This is a genomic window from Mesorhizobium sp. M0062 (assembly GCF_040323125.1).
Lineage (GTDB): Bacteria > Pseudomonadota > Alphaproteobacteria > Rhizobiales > Rhizobiaceae > Mesorhizobium.
Genome location: NZ_JAMYUO010000033.1, coordinates 20861 through 38912, shown reverse-complemented (window position 1 = coordinate 38912; position 18052 = coordinate 20861). Strand labels below are relative to the sequence as shown.

Below are 18052 nucleotides of genomic sequence, written 5' to 3'. Positions count from 1 at the left end.
CAATCCGGCCAAATAACCCCTCGGGGAGGAAACCATGGGAAACATCACGCTCAAGAACGTCTCCAAGCATTTCGGATCGACGGTCATCATTCCAGGCCTCGACCTCGTCATCGAGAATGGCGAGTTCGTCGTCTTCGTCGGGCCGTCGGGTTGCGGCAAGTCCACGTTGCTGCGCCTCATCGCCGGGCTCGAGGACACCAGCGGGGGCACCATCAACATCGATGGCCGTGACGTCACCGGCGAGGCGCCGGCCAAGCGCAAGCTGGCCATGGTATTCCAGTCCTATGCGCTCTATCCGCATATGACGGTGGCCAAGAACATCGGCTTCCCGCTGAAGATGGCGGGCGAGGATGTGGCGACGATCGACAAGAAGGTGAAGGACGCAGCCCGGGTCCTCAACCTCACCAACTATCTCGAACGCCGGCCCGGCCAGCTCTCCGGCGGCCAGCGGCAACGCGTCGCCATCGGCCGCGCCATCGTGCGCCAGCCCTCGGCATTCCTGTTCGACGAGCCGCTGTCCAACCTCGATGCCGCACTGCGCGGCACCATGCGTCTGGAAATCAGCGAGCTGCACCACCAGCTCAAGACGACGATGGTCTACGTCACCCACGACCAGATCGAGGCCATGACCATGGCCGACAAGATCGTCGTGCTCAACGCCGGCAACATCGAACAGGTCGGCTCGCCGATGGAACTCTACAAGTCGCCGAAGAACCTGTTTGTCGCCGGCTTCATCGGTTCGCCGAAGATGAATCTGATCGAAGGCGCGCCGGCGGCCAAATACAACGCCAAGACCATCGGCATCCGTCCCGAGCACATGGGGATATCGACCACGGCGGGCGACTGGAAAGCCCTTGTCGGCGTCGCCGAGCATCTTGGATCCGACACCTTCCTGCATGTCCAGGCTGACGGCGTCGGTCCGCTGACCGTGCGCGCCGATGGCGAAATGCCCGTCCGTCACGGCGACACCATTTACCTCACCCCCGACAAGGTCCGGATGCATCGCTTCGGCCCCGACGGAAAGGCGCTGACGCAGTGAGGCTGAAAGGCAAATCGGCGCTGGTCACCGGATCAGCACGCGGCATCGGCAAGGCCTTCGCCGAAGCTTATGTGCGTGAGGGTGCGACCGTCGCCATTGCCGATATCAATCTGGCGGCTGCCGAAAAGACAGCCTCCGAGATCGGCGCCAACGCCTATCCGGTCAGGCTCGACGTCAGCGACCTCGCTTCGATCGAGGCGGCGGTGAAGGCGGTCGAAACAAAGACCGGTGGCCTCGACATCCTGATCAACAATGCTGCCTTGTTCGACCTGGCGCCGATCGTCGAGATCACCAAAGCGAGCTACGACAAATTGTTCTCCGTCAACGTCGCCGGCACTTTGTTCATGCTGCAGGCAGCGGCACGTTCGATGATCGCAAGGGGCAAGGGCGGCAGGATCATCAACATCGCCAGCCAGGCCGGACGGCGCGGCGAGCCGCTGGTCGCCGTCTATTGCGCCACCAAGGCCGCGGTGATTTCGCTGACCCAGTCCGCCGGGCTCGACCTGATCAAGCACCGCATCAACGTCAATGGCATCGCGCCCGGCGTCGTCGACAGCGATATGTGGGATGAGGTCGATGCGCTGTTTGCCAAATATGAGAACCGGCCGAAGGGCGAGAAGAAGCGGCTGGTCGGCGAGGGCGTGCCCTATGGCCGCATGGGCAAGCCGGAGGACCTGACCGGCATGGCGGTGTTCCTGGCCAGCGACGCCGCCGAATACATCGTCGCCCAGACCTACAATGTCGATGGCGGCCAATGGATGAGTTGATGGGCCGGGATCACGAAGGCCGCAGCCCGGCCAAAAGGGTAGAAAAATGACCGTGAAACTCTCCTCCTCGATCCTCTCGGAACTCCCCGCCAAGGTCGCCGGTCCCAGATATGATCGCTCCAGGCTCAAACCCGGTATCGTCCATTTCGGCGTCGGCAATTTCCATCGCTCGCATCAGGCGGTCTACCTCGACGATCTCTTCAATGCAGGCATCGGCCATGACTGGGCGCTGGTCGGCGCCGGAGTCTTCGAGGGCGAAAAAATCGGCCGTTCCAAGCTGCAGGAGCAGGACTGGCTGACCACCGTGGTCGAGCAGGATTCCGACCATATGAGCGCCCGCGTCACCGGCGTCATGATCGACTTCCTGACGCCCGGCGATGCCGATGCCATCATCGACCAGCTCGCCGATCCGGCGATCAAGATCGTCTCGCTGACCATCACGGAAGGCGGTTATTTCATCGATCCGGCCTCCGGCAAGTTCAACCCAACCCACCCCGACATCGTCGCCGACGCACAGGCAGGCACGACGCCGAAGACGGTGTTCGGCCTCATCCTTGCGGGCCTGATGCGCCGCCGGGCCGACGGCATCGTGCCATTCACCGTCATGTCCTGCGACAACATCCCTCACAATGGCCATGTCACCTCGGATGGCGTCATCGGCCTCGCCCGGCTGATCGATGAGGATCTGGCAAACTGGGTCAGCGACAATGTCGCCTTTCCCAACGGCATGGTCGACCGCATCACCCCCGCCACCTCCGACCGCGAGCGCGGTATTCTCGCCACCGAGTTCGGCCTCGAGGACAACTGGCCGGTGTTCTGCGAGCCGTTCAAGCAATGGGTGCTGGAAGACCGTTTCACCGACGGCCGCCCGCCGCTGGAAAAGGTCGGTGTGCAATTCGTGAGGGATGTCGCGCCCTATGAACTGATGAAGATCCGCATCCTCAATGGCGGTCATGCCACGATCGCTTATCCCGCAGGGTTGATGGACATCCATTTCGTCCATGAGGCGATGCAGGAGCCGCTGGTGCGCGGCTTCCTCGCCAAGCTCGAGCATGACGAGATCATCCCGACCGTGCCGCCGGTGCCGGACACCGTGCTGGAGGATTATTACCAGCTCATCGAGCACCGCTTTTCCAACCCCAAGATCGGCGACACCATCCGCCGGCTTTGCCTCGACGGTTCCAACCGGCAGCCGAAATTCATCATCCCGACCATCGCCGACCGGCTGAAAGCCGGGAAGAGCGTCGCGGGTCTGGCGCTCGAGTCGGCGCTGTGGTGCCGCTATTGCTTCGGCACCACCGACAGCGGCGCGGTCATCGAGGCCAACGACCCGAGCTGGGGCCGGCTGCAGGCAAGCGCCAAGGCGGCGAAGGACAAGCCCGGCGCCTGGCTTGCGATGGAGGATATCTATGGCGGGGTCGGCCGCTCGGCGCCGTTCGCCGAGGCCTTTGCCCATGCGCTCAACGTCTTGTGGGCGAATGGCACGCGCGCGACGCTGACGCGCTACATCTCCGGCAAGCTCTGACGCCAGCCGCAATGACGCCCGAACTGGTCATCTTCGACTGTGACGGCGTGCTGGTCGACAGCGAGGCGCTGTCGGTTTCGGCTCTGCTCGGCATGATCTCTGCCGCCGGGGGCTCGGTCAGCGAAGATACCGCCTACGAGCATTTCTTAGGCAAGAGCATGAAGAGCGTGCGCGAGATACTTCTTCGCGATTTCACCATCGACATCACCGACGTGCATCTGACCGACATGCGCGTCGAACTGATGCGCAAATTCCGCGAGGAGCTGAAGCCGATTCCCGGCATCAGCGACATCCTGCCGAGGCTGGGCATTCCCTGCTGCGTCGCCTCTTCCGGCACGCTCGACCGCATTCGCTATGCGCTCGACGTTACCGGCCTGCTCGGCCTGCTCGAGCCCCATCTGTTCAGCGCCGCCATGGTCCCGCGCGGCAAGCCGGCGCCGGATCTTTTTCTCCATGCCGCCGCCGCCATGGGCGCGCATCCCGGTAATTGCATCGTAATCGAGGACAGCCCTGCCGGCATCGCGGCGGCGCGTGCGGCCGGCATGCGCGTCTTTGCTTTCACCGGCGGTTCGCACGCCGGCAACCCGGCCTTGAAAGCGCGGCTTGCGTCGAGTGAACCGGACTTTATATTCGCGGACATGCTGCAATTGCCCGATCTGATTGCAGGCTAGAGCATGATGCCAAAAAGTGTGAAGCGGTTTTCGGACGACATCATGCTCTACTTCTTTGATTTAGAGACGGATTCAGATTTCAGGTCGAACAGACCTGAAATCATCCGGCTCTAGGGAGCGAGAGTAAAAGCATCTTGACGAAAAGCTTCGTTTGCGCGGTCGATGTCGGCACCGGGAGCGCCCGCGCGGGCATTCTCGATACGTCAGGCACCTTGCTCGGCCGCGCCGAGCATCCGATCGTCATGAACCAGCCGAAGGCCGATCACGCCGAGCACAATTCGCAGGATATCTGGTCGGCGGTCTGCATCGCGGTGCGTGCCGCGCGCGAAAAGGCCGGTGTGTCAGCCGACGATATTGTCGGCATGTCGTTCGACGCCACCTGCTCGCTGGTGGTGCTGGACAGGAATGCCGGCCAGCTCAGCGTCTCGGTGACGGGCGAACGGCGCTGGGACACCATCGTCTGGCTCGACCATCGCGCCATCGCCGAGGCAGATGAATGCACCGATAGCGGCCACGCCGTACTCGACTATATCGGTGGCGTCATGTCGCCGGAAATGGCGACGCCGAAGCTGATGTGGCTGAAGCGCAATCTGCCGGGAACTTGGCATGAAGCCGGCTACCTGTTCGACCTCACCGATTTCCTGACCTGGAAGGCGACCGGGTCGCTGGCGCGCTCGCAATGCACGCTGACCGCCAAATGGACCTATCTGGCGCATGAGGAAACCGGCTGGCGCCGTGACTTCTTCGACACGGTCGGGCTTGGCGATCTGTTCGAACACGGCAGCCTGCCGGAGAAGGCAAGTGCTGTCGGCGAAGACATCGGCACGCTCACCCCTGAAGCGGCGGCGGAGTTGGGCTTGAGCGAAAACTGTCGGGTCGGCGCCGGCGTCATCGATGCCTATGCCGGCGCGCTTGGCGTGCTCGGCGGCTTTGCTGGCGACGAGCAGAATATCGGCCGCCATCTGGCATTGATCGCCGGCACCTCGTCCTGCGTCATGGCGATGTCGCCCGACCCGCAGCCTTTCGCCGGCGTCTGGGGTCCATACTATGGCGCCGCACTGCCAAAGCTCTGGCTGTCGGAAGGCGGCCAGTCGGCTACCGGGGCTTTGCTCGACCACATCATCCGCTGGCATGGCGCCGGCGGCGAGCCGGATGCGGCCATGCATGCCAAGATCGCCAGGCGCGTCGCTGAACTGCGCAGCACCGAAGGCGACAAGCTGGCGGCGAGGCTGCATGTGCTGCCGGATTTTCACGGCAACCGCTCGCCGCTTGCCGACCCGCATGCCGTCGGCGTGGTCAGCGGGCTGACGCTGGATTCCTCTTTCGACAGCCTGTGCAAGCTCTATTGGCGCACGGCCGTCGGCATCGCGCTCGGCGTGCGCCATGTGCTGGAGGCGCTGAACGAGAACGGCTATCTCATCGACACGCTGCATGTCACCGGCGGCCACACCAAGAACCCGTTGCTGATGGAGCTTTATGCCGACGCCACCGGCTGCGCGGTGATCGAGCCGCTGGCCGACGAAGCCGTTCTGCTCGGCACCGGCATGGTCGCCGCCACCGCCGCTGGCCTGTTCCCGGACCTGAATGCCGCCTGCGTCGCCATGCAGCAAGGCGGCAGGGCGCGCACCTCGAACCCGACCGCGTCAGGCCGCTTCGACCGCGACTACAGGATCTTCCTCGAAATGCACCGCCAGCGGCAGGCGCTCGACGCCATCAGCTAGAGCAATTCCAGGAAAAGCGTGAAACGGTTTTCCGTCCGGAATTGCGTACCAAATCTAGGCCTCCTCTCGCCGGCGCAAGGATGCGCCGGTCGCCGCGTCGAACAGATGCACGCTCTCCTCCTCGAATGTGTAGCGCACAGGCGCGCGCAACGCCGGGCATTCGCGGGCCGATACCAACGCGCCGACCTCCTTGCCGCCGCAGGCGAACGTCACCAGCGCGTCATTGCCATGGAACTCGATGAGGTCGGCGGTGCCTTGCAGAAGATTGATGCTCTGAGCGCCGGCGGTCTTCAGGTCCGGCGGTCGGATTCCAAGCACGGCGCGCTGGACGCCGCGCAGATCGAAGCCCGAGCCTTCTATGGAGAAGGTCGAGCCGCCGCCTGTCAGCGTCCAGCGTTCGTCCTTCCGCCCGACGGCCACGTCGATGAAATTCATGTTCGGCGTACCGATGAAGCCGGCGACGAACAGATTGCCCGGCTGGCGATAGATCTCCGCAGGCGAGCCGATCTGTTCGATGACGCCATCCCTGAGCAGCACGATCCGGTCGGCCAGCGTCATCGCTTCCAACTGATCGTGGGTGACATAGACGGTGGTGGTCTTCAGCGACTGATGCAGCCGGGCGATCTCGACCCGCATGTGGTTGCGCAGCTTGGCATCGAGATTGGACAGCGGCTCGTCGAACAGGAACACTTTCGGCGTCTTGATCATGGCGCGCGCAATCGCCACGCGCTGCTGCTGGCCGCCGGAAAGTTCGGTCGGCTTGCGGGCGAGGTAAGGTTCGAGGCCGAGCGTCGTTGCCACCGCCTCGACCCGCTTCCGGATCTCGGCCGGGGGCACTTTCTGTCGCTTGAGCCCAAAGGCGATGTTGTCGAAGATCGTCATATGCGGGTAGAGCGCATAGTTCTGGAAAACCATGGCAATGCCGCGCTCGCCGGGCTCGAGATCGTTGACCACTTTGCCGCCGATCGACACTTCCCCGCCGCTGATATCCTCCAGTCCGGCCAGCATCCTGAGCAAGGTCGACTTGCCGCAGCCGGACGGGCCGAGGAATACGACGAATTCGTGCTCCTCGATCGAGAGATTGAGGTCTCGGATGACGGTAGTGGCGCCGTAAGCCTTGTCGACATGGGAGCAAACGATCGCGGACATGGTCAGCCCTTCTCGCCGGTAAGAAGGATTTGCAGCTTGACGTCTTGCGGCTTGCCTTGCGCCGCCCGCTCGAAGGCCTCGATGCTGTCCGAGAAATCATAAGTGCCGGTGATCAGCGGCTTGAGGTCGACCTTCCCCGAGGCGATCAGCTGCAGCGCGCGGTCGAAGATGTTGGCGTAACGGAACACCGTCTCGATGCGCACTTCCTTGGAGATCGCCGCCGGAACGTTGAGGCTGACCGGTTCGACCGGCAGTCCGACCAGCACCACCGCGCCGCCCGGCCGCACGACATCGAACAGGTCGGAGAATGCCTTCGGGCTGCCGCTCGCCTCGAACACGATATCCGCGCCCCAATTGTCGGTCGCGGCGGAGACTGCGTCGACCAGCGATTGCTCACCTATATTGACCGGCACGATGCCGGGATATTGCGCGGCAATCTTGAGCTTGGGTGCGGAAAAATCGGAGATCAGCACCTTCGAGCAGCCGCCGGCCAGCGCCGCCAGCGCGATCATGATGCCGATCGGGCCGCAGCCGACGACGACGGCGACGTCGCCAGGCACGATGCGGGCGCGGCGCGCCGCCTGCATGCCGATGGCAAAGGGTTCGACCATCGCGCCTTCGGCGAAGGTGACATTGTCCGGCAGTCTGTAGGTGAAGGCGGCCGGGTGCACGGCATAGGGCGCCAGCACGCCATGCACAGGCGGCGTCGCCCAGAAGGAGACGTCAGGGTCGACATTGTAGATGCCGAGCCTGGTCGCGCGCGACGACAGGTTCGGCACGCCCGGCTCCATGCAGACGCGGTCGCCGACCTTCAGCGTGCCGACATTGGCGCCGATCTCGACGATCGTTCCCGCGGCTTCGTGGCCGAGCACCATCGGGGCCCGCACGACATAGCTGCCGATGGCGCCATGGGTGTAATAGTGCACGTCGCTGCCGCAGACGCCGACCGTGTGGATGGCGATCTTGACATCGCCCGGTCCGACGTCGAGCGGCAGCGCGATCTCGCGCAGCGACAGTTCGCCTTTTTTCTCAAGCACCAGTGCCCGCATAGGTAAGTCCTCGCATCAAGTCTTTTTTTGCCGGAAAACGGAATTCAGGAAGCCGCTGAGCACGCCGAGGAACAGCAGCGGCGGTAGCGACAACAGCACGACCGAGGCGTTGAGGATTCCCCACGGCACGTTCATGCCTTGCTGTGAAAGTTCGGAAGCGACGATCGGCAATGTCTTGGCGTTGGAACTGGACAGCATCAGCGCGATCAGGAATTCGTTCCACACCAGCACGAAGCTGAAGGCGACGGCGCCGATCAGCGAGCGCGCCGCTACCGGCAGCGCAATGCGCCAGAACACCGAGTAAGCGCCGTAGCCGTCGACGAAAGCGGCTTCCTCGATTTCCTTCGGCACGGCCTGGAAGGCGGGAATGGCGAGCCACATGATCACCGAGATGGTGAGCAGCGAATAGGTGACGATCAGCGCCGGCAAGGTGTCGTAGAGCCCGATCTGCAGCCAGATCACCATCAGCGGAATGGCGACTGCCACCGGGGGCAGGAAGCGCAGCGACAACACGAAGAACTGGATGTCGCCAGCGAAGCGATTGGGATAGCGCGCCACCGCATAGGCTGCCGGAAGGCCGAGCATGACGCCGATCAGCACGGCGACGCCGCAGGAAATGACCGAGTTATAGAGACCGGTCATTACGCTGTCGCGGCCGATGATGTAGCTGATATTGTCGAAGGTCGGGGTAAACACCAGGCGCGGCACGCGGGTGATGATGTCGACATTGTTCTTCAGCGAATTGACCGCCGTCCAGGCGAGCGGAAACACCGCCATGAAGCCGGCGAAGGCCAGGATGATCTTGCCGATAAGGCGGCCCGGTCTCATGCGATACGGCCTCATGCCTGCACCCGCTTCCACAGCATGGTGAAGGTGATGACAGTCGCGATCATCATCAGCACCGCCATGGCCGAGGCATAGGACACCTTGCCGGATTCGATGAAGCCTTGCGAGAAGGCGTACATGTCGAGCGTCTCGGTCGCCACGCCCGGCCCGCCGCGCGTCATCACATAAATCAGGTCGAAGGAGCGCAGCGATTCGATCATCTTGACGAACATCAGGCTGATCAGCGGCGCCTTCAGCATAGGCAAGGTCACATAGGCATGGATCTGCCAGCGTTGGGCGTGGTCGAGCCGCGCCGCTTCGATCGGCTGCGGCGGCAAGGTCTCCAGAAGCTTCAGCACGATGACCGCGAAGAACAGTCCCCACTGCCAGACATCGACCGAGGCGACGGCAAACAGGGCCGTCGACGGCTTCGACAGCGGGTCGAAGATCAGCCCGCCGGTGATCAGCCTGTAGGGATAGGTGGCGATGCCGTAGAGCGGATGATAGGCAAACTTCCACACGAAGGCCGCCGAGACACGCGGCAACAGCACCGGGATGATGAACAGCAGGCAGTAGATGTTGCGCAGCCGCGGCGACGCTACTTCGAACATCAGCACGCCGAGCCCGATCGCCACCATCATCGTCGCCACCACGGTGACGATTTCCCACTTCACCGAAACCCAGACCGCGTTGAGGAAACGCCGGTCGGCGAACAGGTCGATGAAGTTCGACAGCCAGACCCAGGAATAGTCCGACGAGCTCAGCTCGCGGTTCTGCAGCGCAATGACGATGGCGTACAGCGTCGGCACCATCGACAGCACCAGAAGAATGGCGAGCGTCGGAACCAGAAACGTCACGGGCAGGGAAGAGCGTCGGCGCATTGCCTATCCTCGGGCTGTGCCCTTTTGGAGAGACCCGCGGCGCACAGGTCCCGGCATCCGGTCGAATGCCGTGGACCGCGCGCCGCGGGCGGGAGGATTACTTCTTCTTCACCAGCTCGTTGGCGTAGGCCTCGAGTTCGTCGAGGCCGCCCTTGACGTCGGTGCGCGTGCCGGTGACCAGCTCTTCCAGGATGATGCCCCAGCGGTCGCCGAGATCCGGCCAGCGCGGATCCTGCCAGAAGTTCACCGCCGTCACCTTGCCGGTATCGGCAAGCGCCTGGCCGAGATCGGCGCCATAGATGTCGGCGAACTCCTTGCTGGACAGCACGCTGGTGCGGTTGAGCTCGCCGAATTGGTGCGCGTCGAGCCGGCGCTTCTCGTTCTCTTTCGACGTCGCCCAGGCGATGAACAGGCCGGCGCATTGCTTCGCGGCGTCATCGGCATTGGCCTTGGCGGCGATGGCGAGGCCGTGGCCGTAGCCGCCGCCGGTCAGTGGCGAGGGCGGCGGCAGGAAGCCGATCTTGCCGACCACTTGCGAGGTCTTCGGGTCGACCGCCATGCCCGACAGTGGCGTCGATTCGACCAAGATGGCAACCTGGCCCGACAGGAAGGCGCCGGTCGATTCATCCCAGCTGCCGGTCTGCGTGCCGGGCGCTGAATCCTTGAACAGTTTAAGATAGGTCTCGGTCGCTTTGACCGCGGCCTCGGAGTTGAAAGCCGGCTTGTCACCGTCGAACCATTTTCCGCCATAGGCCTTGAAGAACGGCATCCAGCGCCAGACATTGGCGCCCGAGCCACGCGCGCCGCGCAGCGCGATGCCGTACATGCCCTTGTCGGGATCGGTCAGCTTCGGCACGTCGGCGATCAACTCGTCCAGCGTCTTCGGCGGCTGGATGCCGGCGGCTTCCAGAATGTCCTTGCGGTAGACCATCAGGTCGCCGCCGCCGGTCAGCGGCGCGAACCACACCTTGCCGTCATAGGTGGCGACCTTCTGCCGGCCCGGGTCGAAATCGGCGTAGTCGTAGTCAGCCGGGTAATAGTCGGTGAGCGGCACGATCCATTTCGACGAGGCGAACAGCGCGACATTGGCTTCGTCGACATAGTAGACGTTGTAGTTGCCGACCGTGGACGCATCGGCGCGCGACTTTGCCCGGCGGTCGTTCTCGTTGAGATAGTCGATCTGGAAGCTGGCGCCGGCCAGTTTCTGGAACTCGTCCTTGGACGCTTCCAGCAGCGTCAGCCCGTCACGCGGTTGCGCCAGCACCTTGACCGGCGCCGAGCAGACCGGCGCCGCCAGCGCCATGGTCGAGAGGGTCGTGGTAAGCATGAAAGCTGCGCTTATGCTCGCAGCGAGCCGAATTGGTTTCATTGATTTACTCCTCCAGGAACAGTCGCAGGAAGCGGAAGTCTTCGGTTGCGCGATCCTCGCCATCGCCCGAGCGACAAGCCGCCCATCGCCAAAATGAGGAGTTGCTAAAGGCCGCGCTAGAAGCCCCGTTGCAGCAGACCTGTACTTTTATGCATTGTGCGCTGCAAAATCCGGCCCGCCTGCACAGCCTCTGTCACATGAGTACCGATGGAGTGAGGAAGGCCGGTTTTCAGGCGCGCATCGTCATCCGCTGCTTCGACAGCTTGCGGTAAGATGACGGCGTCATCCGGTGCTTGCGCAGGAAGGCGCGGTTGAAGTTGGCGATGTTCATGTAGCCGACCTGGAAGCAGATGTCGGTGATCGGAATATCGGTGTCCGCCAGCAGCTTGCAGGCTTGCCAGAGCCGGAGCTTGGCGATGTGGTCGCTGAAACTGTTGCCGGTGTTTTTCTGGAAGAAGCGCGAAAACGTGCTTTCGCTCATCCCCGCCAGCTCCGCCGCCTCCGGCAGCTTCAGGTCCTCGGCGAAGTGCTGGAAGAGATAGGTCAGCGTGCGCTGGATGATGTCCAGCGAGGTTGCGTCGAGCGCGGGTGAGAAATCCGGCGAGGACAAAAGCTCGTATTCGTCTGTCCTGGCCAGCAGATCGACCAGTTCGAGGAAGAGGCAAAACCGGGCGAGCCCGTGCACGGTGCCCATCCTTTCCATCAGCGCAGCGCCGTCGAGCGCGGCGCGGCCATGGAAGACGATGCCGCGCAGCGATCGCTCCAGGAACGGTTCTAGTTCGCGCAGCTCCGGCAGCAGTCCCGCCGAGCCGCGCAGCCGCTGCGGATCGAATTGCAGCACGATGTCGCGTCCTTCGATCAGCTCGCCGGGTTGCACCGATGTCACCCAGTCATGCGGCAGCCCGCCGCCGACGATGCTCAGGTAGCCCGGCCCGAATTCGCCGATGTGATCGCCGACCAGCGCGACCCCGGAAGACTTCCTCAGGAGATGGATCTCGTATTCCGGATGAAAATTCCAGACATTGCGCTCCCAGGGATAGTCGTCGAGCCGCCACAGGAAACTGTCGCTCGCCTCGGTGACGATGTGCTCGAAAGCCGGCACCGTGCGAGGGATCGCGGCCGTGTTCTTTCTGCGCCTGAATGCCATCGTCTGCTCTCCGGGGCGTATGAGGAAGCGACTGGTTTCGGGTAATCCGTAGCAGTCTGTTGCCCGCAAGTGAACGATGTCTGCCTCAGCGATTTCAACGCCGGCTCTCGATGATCTCGATGAAGCGGGCGAACAGCCCGGCCTGGGATTTGATGCCGAGTTTGCGATGGATGTTGCGGCGATGAACCTTCACCGTTCCCGGCACGATGCGCATGGCTCTCGCGATCGACTCGGTGGAATGCCCCTGCAGCACCAGATCGACGACATGCTTTTCGCGCGGGGTCAGCGACAGGCTTTCCCAAATGTGGGCGCGGTCGAACTCGTTGACGGCGGCGATCGTCTCGCCCTGCTCCGCTTCGTCCTGCTCCTCGGCCGCAAGTGCGGGCCAGCGCAACCGGGCGAAGTTGATGACCGCCGGCGCCATGTCGCGCAGCAGCCTGGCATCGGCGGTGCCGAAGGGACCCGAGGCGTGCAATCGCATCAGCGACAGCACCAGCGCATCCTTGCCGGGCAGCGGCACGAAGAAGCCGACCTCCTCGGCCAGCCTTGTCTGGCTATAGTAGGTGCGAAAATACTCGCTGGCATAGAAGCGGTCGGGCGCCAGCTCGCGCATGCGCCAGAACCCCTCCTTGCGCTCCACCGCCGCGTGATGAAATGGGTCGAGCAGATAAGGTCCTTCCTGATAGAGCGTGACGAAGACATGGCTCTCGGCCGGCGAGAAGGTTTCGAACAGCAGCGGCGGTCGCGATGCGCCGCGATAGCCGAAGATAACGCAGTGGTCGAAGCTGACATGCTGGCTCAGCCAATCGACCATTGCCTGGCCGAACATTTCGCCGCTGGTCTCTCGCGTTGCCGCGACAAGGGCTGCGAGCCGGCTGTATTCGTCGCTGCGGGACGCACTCAACCTATACCCCCTCAAACGAGAAAATAGATCAGATATACCACCTGCGAGGTATATACTAGCCGCCATTGGCTCTGGTAGCGTCCTGAAATAGCCCTGTTGCTGGAGCCAGCACTTTGACCGCAGTGCCCGACATCGAGTTTCGCGGCGTCACCAAGCGCTATGGCGCCGTGACCGCTGTCAGCGGCATCGATCTGGCTGTGCCGCCCTCCGCCTTTGTCGCCCTTCTCGGACCGTCCGGCTGCGGCAAGACGACATGCCTGCGCATGATCGGCGGCTTCGAACAGCCGAGCGAAGGCCAGGTGTTCATCCGCGGCCAGGACATGGCCGGCACGCCGCCCTATCGCCGCCCGGTCAACATGGTGTTCCAGCAATACGCGCTGTTTCCGCATCTCGATGTGGAAGCCAATGTGTCCTACGGGCTACGCCAGGCGAGGCCGCGCCTGTCGTCGCAGGAAATCGGCCGACGCGCTGGCGAGGCGCTCGAAATGGTGCGGCTTGCCGGCTATGGCAGCCGCAAGATCCACGAACTCTCCGGCGGCCAGCAGCAGCGCGTCGCACTGGCGCGCGCGCTGGTGAACAAGCCGGCGGTGCTTTTGCTCGATGAGCCGTTGGCGGCGCTCGACAAGAAGCTGCGCACCGACATGCAGATCGAGTTGCAGAACCTGCAGCGTGAAATCGGCATCACCTTCGTGCTGGTCACCCACGACCAGGAGGAAGCGCTGTCGATGAGCGACTTCGTCTGCGTCATGAACGGCGGCCGCATCGTCCAGCTCGGCCAGCCAAGTGAAATCTATGACGAGCCGGCCGACCTGTTCGTCGCCGATTTCGTCGGCAAGACCAATCTGTTGAGCGGCAAGGTCGCCGGGCATACCGGCGATCTGGTGAATGTGGCGCTCGCCGACGGCACCGTCATTGCGGCGCGCAAACGAACTGCCTTGCAGCAGGGCGAGGCCGTTTCCGTCAGCCTGCGCCCTGAATCGCTAAGCCTCGGCGCCACGGAAGGCAGCCTGTTCAAGGGCATCGTCCGCAACCGGATATTTCTGGGCTCGACCGCGGAATACGCCATCGAGGTCCAGGGCATCGGAACGCTGCTGGCCAAGGCCGACCATGTGATCGGCCACGGCAATCTCTTCAAGCCGGGTGAACCCGTCGCCATCGGCTTTGCCTCCGGGACGCCGCTGGCGTTTCCGGAGACCAAGAACAACGGGACCAACCAGAGGGTAGCAAAAAATGTCGAAATCATATCGTGACGGACTGCCGATAAGCCCTGAGAACTTCGTCGACCAACTGATGCGTTTGAAGCGCGGCTCGATCGGCCGCCGCGATTTCCTCGGCCTCACCGGCCTGGGCATCGCAACCGCGGTGATGGCGCGCGAGCTCGGCATCATGCCGACGCCGGCCTTCGCCGCCGAAAACCTCGGCGACCGCATGTCGATCGCCACCTGGCCGAACTATCACGACCCGCAGACCTTCGAGAATTTCAAGAAGGACACCGGCGTCGCCGTCGAGGTCAACGTATTCGGCTCCAATGAGGAGATGCTTGCCAAGCTGCAGGCCGGCGCCTCGGGCTGGAGCCTGTTCGTGCCGACCAACTACACGATCTCGACCTACAAGAAACTCGGCATCATCGATCCGCTCGACATGGCCAAGCTGCCGAATTTCGACGGCTCCCAGGAGGACCCGCGCTTCACCTCGGAAGGCACGATCGACGGCACGACCTACGCGGTGCCGAAGAACTGGGGCACCACGGGCTTTGCCGTCAACACCAAGAAGCTGGCCAAGCCGATGACGAGCTGGAAGGAATTCTGGGACGTCGCCATGGCTGAGGGTGATGGCCGCACCATGGTGCATGACTACCAGCTGACCACCATCGGCAACGCGCTGAAATATTACGGCTATTCCTTCAACTCGCTGAAGCAGGACGAACTCGCCAAGGCCGAGGAACTGCTGCTCAAGGTCAAGCCGCATCTGTTCGCGGTCTCTTCGGACTACCAGCCGGGCATGCGGGCGGGCGACGCCTGGATGACCATGTGCTGGACGAATGATGGCGCACAGCTGCATCGCGATATCCCGGAGATCGCCTATGTGCTGGGTAAGGAGGGCGGCGAGATCTGGACCGACTTCTACGCCATCCCGAAGGACGCGCCGAACAAGCCGGCCGGCTATGCCTTGCTCAATTATCTGATGACCCCGGAGGTTGCTGTGAAGGAGCATCTCGCCAACGGCGCGCCCTCGACCGACGCACGCGTCAACAAGCTGCTGCCCAAGGAAGTGCTCGACAATCCGATCCTTTACCCGGCGGCCGACCTGTTGACACCGCTTGAGTTCGGCGCGGCGGCAACACTGACCGATCCGGGTCGCGCCGAGCTGATGGCGCGCTTCAAGTCGGCTTGAGGCTGGCCTGACGCAAACGGAAACCGGCGGGCCTATGTCCGCCGGCATCGGGGCGGGTTCCATGCACGGCAACAGATTTCGGTATAACATCCTGACAGCGCTGCTGCTCGCTCCGGCTACAGCGTGGCTGGTGGTGTTTCTGGTGTTGCCGTTCGTCGCCATTGCCGTGTTCAGCGTCGGCGAGCGGGCGCCGGAGGGCGGCTACCAGGCCGCCTTCACGCTGGCGCAATATGCCAACCTCCCGGCGCGGGCGACTGCCTTCTGGAACACGATGATGCTGGCGCCGGTGGGCGCGCTTGCCTGCCTGCTCGTCGCCTACCCTGTCGCCTACTACCTTGCCCTAAAGGCGCCGCAACGCTGGCGGCTGATCCTGCTGGCGCTCGTGGTCATTCCGTTCTGGACCAGCCTTTTGATGCGCACCTATGCCTGGATGTACATTCTGGGCGGACGCGGCATTCCCGCACTGCTGGCCTTTGTCGGCACCGAGGATGTCAGGCTGATCAACACGCCGGGCGCCGTGCTGCTCGGCATCGTCTATGGCTATTTGCCGCTCATGATCCTGCCGATCTATGTCAGTCTTGAGCGGCTCGACCGACGGCTGCTGGAAGCCTCTGCCGATCTCGGCGCGACGCCGCTCTCGACCTTCCTAGGCGTGACGCTGAAGCTGTCGCTGCCGGGCGTCATGACCGGCTTCTCGCTGGTCATGATCCTGCTGCTTGGCGAATACCTGATCCCGACGCTGCTTGGCGGTGGCAAGGTGTTCTTCATCGGCAACGCGCTGGTCGACCTGTTCCTGCAGTCGCGCAACTGGCCGTTCGGATCGGCCATCGCCATCACCTTGGTGGCGGTTTCGGTGGTGGTGCTGATTGCCGCCAACCGCATCTCGACGCGGGTGTCGGGCGCCCGCAGGGTGGATCTGATCTGATGCGCGCCTTCGTCACAGCCGTCTTCGCCTTCCTCTATCTGCCGATTGCGTTGGTCGTGCTGTTTTCCTTCAACGCCGGCCGCCATGCCAGCGAGTTCACCGGCTTTTCGGTGCAGTGGTACGGCACGGCGCTGTCGAACCCGTTCCTGGTCGAGGCATTGAAGAACAGCCTGTTCATCGCCACCACCAGCGCGCTTCTGGCGGCGGTGTGCGGCACGGCAGCCGCACTCGGCCTGGCGCGGGTCGGGCTCAGAACCCGCGCCGTCTTCGACGCGCTGATGGGTGCCGCGATCGTCGTTCCCGGCGTCGTCATCGGCATCTCGACGCTCGTCGCGCTGGTCCAGTTGTTTGGCGTGCTCAACCCGTTCCTCGCCTCGATCTGGCCAAACGACCAGCCGCCGCGCCTGTCGCTCGGCTATGGATCGATCATCGCCGCCCACGGCCTGTTTTCGATGGCGTTGGTGACGATAATCGTCGGCACGCGTCTCGCCAGCCTCGACCGCAACCTGGTCGAGGCCTCGAGCGATCTCTACGCCACGCCGCTGACGACGTTTCGCTCGATCGTGCTGCCGCAGATCATGCCGGCGGTGATCGCCGGCTTCCTGCTCGCCTTCACCTTCTCCTTCGACGATTTCATCGTCGCCTTCTTCGTCGCCGGCGCGCAGACGACGCTGCCGATCTATGTCTTCGCCTCGATCCGGCGCGGCGTGACGCCGGAAATCAACGCCATCGCCACCATCGTGCTCGTCGCCTCGGTTCTTCTGGTGGTGCTTGCCCAATGGCAGCTGCGCCAGCGCCAGCCGTCAAACTGAACAAGCCATCCAGCTGAAAGACAAATTCATGCTCCTCAAAGACCGCATCGCCGTGGTGACGGGCGCCGGTTCCGGCATCGGCCGCGCCGGCGCCATGATCATGGCCAGGGAAGGCGCGCTGGTGGTCATCGCCGACCGGGATCTGGCCAGCGGCGAGACCACGGCGGCGGACATCCGGGCAGTGGGCGGGCAGGCCGAGGCGATTGTCACCGACGTCTCTGACGACGCGGCGGTCGGGCAGCTCATCACAGGCACGCTCGGCAAGTATGGCCGCATCGACATCCTGCACAATCACGCCGGCATCCAGGTCGGCGGCACGCTGACCGAGGTCGAGGTCGATGGCATGGATGCGTCCTGGCGCATCAATGTACGGGCGCAGTTCCTGGCCGCGCGGCTGGCCATGCCGGCGATGGTCGCGCAAGGCGGCGGCGTCATCCTCAACACGGCTTCGAATTCGGGCGTCTTCTACGACCGCGAGATGATCGCCTATGCCACGTCCAAACATGCGGTGGTGGCGATGACCAGACAGATGTCGCTCGACTATGCCCGCCACAATGTGCGCGTCAACGCGCTCTGCCCGGGCTGGGTCGACACGCCTTTCAACGAGCCGTTCATCGCCCAGATGGGCGGACGCGAGGCGATCGAAACCTATGTCCGCACCAAGATTCCGATGGGCCGCTGGGCGAGCGCCGAAGAGATCGCAGAAGCGATCCTGTTCCTCGTCTCCGACCGCTCATCCTTCATGACCGGCCAGGCACTGGTGATCGACGGCGGCGAAAGCATCGGCTGATCCAAGGGCAGCCGGATAGGAGGGTTCCCGCTTCTGGCTCAATCGCCGGCTGCCCGTCCTCCCTTGCCTTCATGCCGCATTTCG

The 18052-nt window shown here is 63.5% G+C and carries 17 protein-coding genes; 10 read left to right on the top strand and 7 right to left on the bottom strand.

Going from position 1 to position 18052, the window contains the following annotated elements; genetic code table 11:
• Window positions 1-34 precede the first annotated feature (34 nt).
• The 5 genes from NKJ64_RS27395 (at window position 35) to NKJ64_RS27375 (ending at window position 5723) form a co-directional block, all read left to right on the top strand.
• Window positions 35-1039: an ABC transporter ATP-binding protein gene (locus NKJ64_RS27395; protein WP_023671251.1), complete on the top strand. Its 1005-nt coding sequence runs from the start codon at window positions 35-37 to the stop codon at window positions 1037-1039.
• A complete protein-coding gene (locus NKJ64_RS27390) occupies window positions 1036-1806 on the top strand; it encodes an L-iditol 2-dehydrogenase (protein ID WP_023671252.1) in 771 nt (256 codons plus the stop codon). The genes NKJ64_RS27395 and NKJ64_RS27390 overlap by 4 nt, the downstream gene beginning before the upstream one ends.
• 46 nt (window positions 1807-1852) lie before the next feature.
• Window positions 1853-3331: a mannitol dehydrogenase family protein gene (locus tag NKJ64_RS27385; protein ID WP_023832542.1), complete on the top strand. Its 1479-nt coding sequence runs from the start codon at window positions 1853-1855 to the stop codon at window positions 3329-3331.
• An 11-nt stretch (window positions 3332-3342) separates the two neighbouring features.
• Window positions 3343-4002 (top strand): HAD family hydrolase, encoded by a 660-nt coding sequence (locus tag NKJ64_RS27380; RefSeq protein ID WP_023671254.1) that lies wholly within the window; start codon window positions 3343-3345, stop codon window positions 4000-4002.
• A gap of 134 nt (window positions 4003-4136) precedes the next feature.
• Window positions 4137-5723 carry an FGGY-family carbohydrate kinase gene (locus NKJ64_RS27375; RefSeq protein WP_352463628.1) on the top strand — a complete coding sequence of 529 codons (1587 nt, stop codon included), beginning with the start codon at window positions 4137-4139 and terminating at the stop codon, window positions 5721-5723.
• A 54-nt stretch (window positions 5724-5777) separates the two neighbouring features.
• Here NKJ64_RS27375 and NKJ64_RS27370 read toward each other — a convergent pair whose 3' ends face one another.
• The 7 genes from NKJ64_RS27370 to NKJ64_RS27340 all read right to left on the bottom strand — a co-directional run bounded on the left by NKJ64_RS27370 (window position 5778) and on the right by NKJ64_RS27340 (window position 13047).
• Window positions 5778-6872 carry an ABC transporter ATP-binding protein gene (locus tag NKJ64_RS27370; protein WP_023752500.1) on the bottom strand — a complete coding sequence of 365 codons (1095 nt, stop codon included), beginning with the start codon at window positions 6870-6872 and terminating at the stop codon, window positions 5778-5780.
• A 2-nt stretch (window positions 6873-6874) separates the two neighbouring features.
• Window positions 6875-7921: an NAD(P)-dependent alcohol dehydrogenase gene (locus NKJ64_RS27365; protein ID WP_023700456.1), complete on the bottom strand. Its 1047-nt coding sequence runs from the start codon at window positions 7919-7921 to the stop codon at window positions 6875-6877.
• A 15-nt stretch (window positions 7922-7936) separates the two neighbouring features.
• The gene (locus tag NKJ64_RS27360) at window positions 7937-8749 is read right to left on the bottom strand and encodes a carbohydrate ABC transporter permease (protein WP_023671259.1); all 813 of its coding nucleotides are present in this window, start codon (window positions 8747-8749) and stop codon (window positions 7937-7939) included.
• A gap of 11 nt (window positions 8750-8760) precedes the next feature.
• Window positions 8761-9627, bottom strand: coding sequence for a carbohydrate ABC transporter permease (locus NKJ64_RS27355; RefSeq protein ID WP_023745863.1), 867 nt, complete (start codon window positions 9625-9627; stop codon window positions 8761-8763).
• 97 nt (window positions 9628-9724) lie between these two features.
• Window positions 9725-10996, bottom strand: coding sequence for an ABC transporter substrate-binding protein (locus NKJ64_RS27350; protein ID WP_023693095.1), 1272 nt, complete (start codon window positions 10994-10996; stop codon window positions 9725-9727).
• A gap of 229 nt (window positions 10997-11225) precedes the next feature.
• Entirely contained in the window at window positions 11226-12143 is a 918-nt protein-coding gene (locus tag NKJ64_RS27345) for an AraC family transcriptional regulator (protein WP_023752497.1), read from the bottom strand.
• A gap of 94 nt (window positions 12144-12237) precedes the next feature.
• Window positions 12238-13047 carry a helix-turn-helix transcriptional regulator gene (locus NKJ64_RS27340; RefSeq protein ID WP_023755457.1) on the bottom strand — a complete coding sequence of 270 codons (810 nt, stop codon included), beginning with the start codon at window positions 13045-13047 and terminating at the stop codon, window positions 12238-12240.
• 113 nt (window positions 13048-13160) lie between these two features.
• Between NKJ64_RS27340 and NKJ64_RS27335 the strand changes: the two genes are divergently transcribed.
• The 5 genes from NKJ64_RS27335 to NKJ64_RS27315 all read left to right on the top strand — a co-directional run bounded on the left by NKJ64_RS27335 (window position 13161) and on the right by NKJ64_RS27315 (window position 17968).
• A complete protein-coding gene (locus NKJ64_RS27335) occupies window positions 13161-14297 on the top strand; it encodes an ABC transporter ATP-binding protein (protein WP_023755456.1) in 1137 nt (378 codons plus the stop codon).
• Window positions 14278-15441 carry an ABC transporter substrate-binding protein gene (locus NKJ64_RS27330; RefSeq protein ID WP_023683578.1) on the top strand — a complete coding sequence of 388 codons (1164 nt, stop codon included), beginning with the start codon at window positions 14278-14280 and terminating at the stop codon, window positions 15439-15441. Before NKJ64_RS27335 ends, NKJ64_RS27330 begins: the two co-directional genes overlap by 20 nt.
• Before the next feature lie 61 nt (window positions 15442-15502).
• Window positions 15503-16366 carry an ABC transporter permease gene (locus tag NKJ64_RS27325; RefSeq protein ID WP_023816002.1) on the top strand — a complete coding sequence of 288 codons (864 nt, stop codon included), beginning with the start codon at window positions 15503-15505 and terminating at the stop codon, window positions 16364-16366.
• On the top strand, window positions 16366-17178 hold the full coding sequence (locus tag NKJ64_RS27320) for an ABC transporter permease (RefSeq protein ID WP_023683576.1): 813 nt from the start codon (window positions 16366-16368) through the stop codon (window positions 17176-17178). The genes NKJ64_RS27325 and NKJ64_RS27320 overlap by 1 nt, the downstream gene beginning before the upstream one ends.
• Before the next feature lie 28 nt (window positions 17179-17206).
• Entirely contained in the window at window positions 17207-17968 is a 762-nt protein-coding gene (locus tag NKJ64_RS27315) for an SDR family NAD(P)-dependent oxidoreductase (protein WP_023816001.1), read from the top strand.
• The last annotated feature ends 84 nt before the right edge of the window (window positions 17969-18052 follow it).

What these genes read in the sequence shown, in the direction of transcription:
- NKJ64_RS27395 (WP_023671251.1), top strand. Translation starts at nt 35, where the DNA reads ATGGGAAACATCACGCTCAAGAACGTCTCCAAGCATTTCGGATCGACG.
- NKJ64_RS27365 (WP_023700456.1), bottom strand. Translation starts at nt 7,921, where the DNA reads ATGCGGGCACTGGTGCTTGAGAAAAAAGGCGAACTGTCGCTGCGCGAG.
- NKJ64_RS27315 (WP_023816001.1), top strand. Translation starts at nt 17,207, where the DNA reads ATGCTCCTCAAAGACCGCATCGCCGTGGTGACGGGCGCCGGTTCCGGC.
- NKJ64_RS27345 (WP_023752497.1), bottom strand. Translation starts at nt 12,143, where the DNA reads ATGGCATTCAGGCGCAGAAAGAACACGGCCGCGATCCCTCGCACGGTG.
- NKJ64_RS27370 (WP_023752500.1), bottom strand. Translation starts at nt 6,872, where the DNA reads ATGTCCGCGATCGTTTGCTCCCATGTCGACAAGGCTTACGGCGCCACT.
- NKJ64_RS27330 (WP_023683578.1), top strand. Translation starts at nt 14,278, where the DNA reads ATGTCGAAATCATATCGTGACGGACTGCCGATAAGCCCTGAGAACTTC.
- NKJ64_RS27360 (WP_023671259.1), bottom strand. Translation starts at nt 8,749, where the DNA reads ATGAGACCGGGCCGCCTTATCGGCAAGATCATCCTGGCCTTCGCCGGC.
- NKJ64_RS27355 (WP_023745863.1), bottom strand. Translation starts at nt 9,627, where the DNA reads ATGCGCCGACGCTCTTCCCTGCCCGTGACGTTTCTGGTTCCGACGCTC.
- NKJ64_RS27325 (WP_023816002.1), top strand. Translation starts at nt 15,503, where the DNA reads ATGCACGGCAACAGATTTCGGTATAACATCCTGACAGCGCTGCTGCTC.
- NKJ64_RS27320 (WP_023683576.1), top strand. Translation starts at nt 16,366, where the DNA reads ATGCGCGCCTTCGTCACAGCCGTCTTCGCCTTCCTCTATCTGCCGATT.
- NKJ64_RS27350 (WP_023693095.1), bottom strand. Translation starts at nt 10,996, where the DNA reads ATGAAACCAATTCGGCTCGCTGCGAGCATAAGCGCAGCTTTCATGCTT.
- NKJ64_RS27380 (WP_023671254.1), top strand. Translation starts at nt 3,343, where the DNA reads ATGACGCCCGAACTGGTCATCTTCGACTGTGACGGCGTGCTGGTCGAC.
- NKJ64_RS27385 (WP_023832542.1), top strand. Translation starts at nt 1,853, where the DNA reads ATGACCGTGAAACTCTCCTCCTCGATCCTCTCGGAACTCCCCGCCAAG.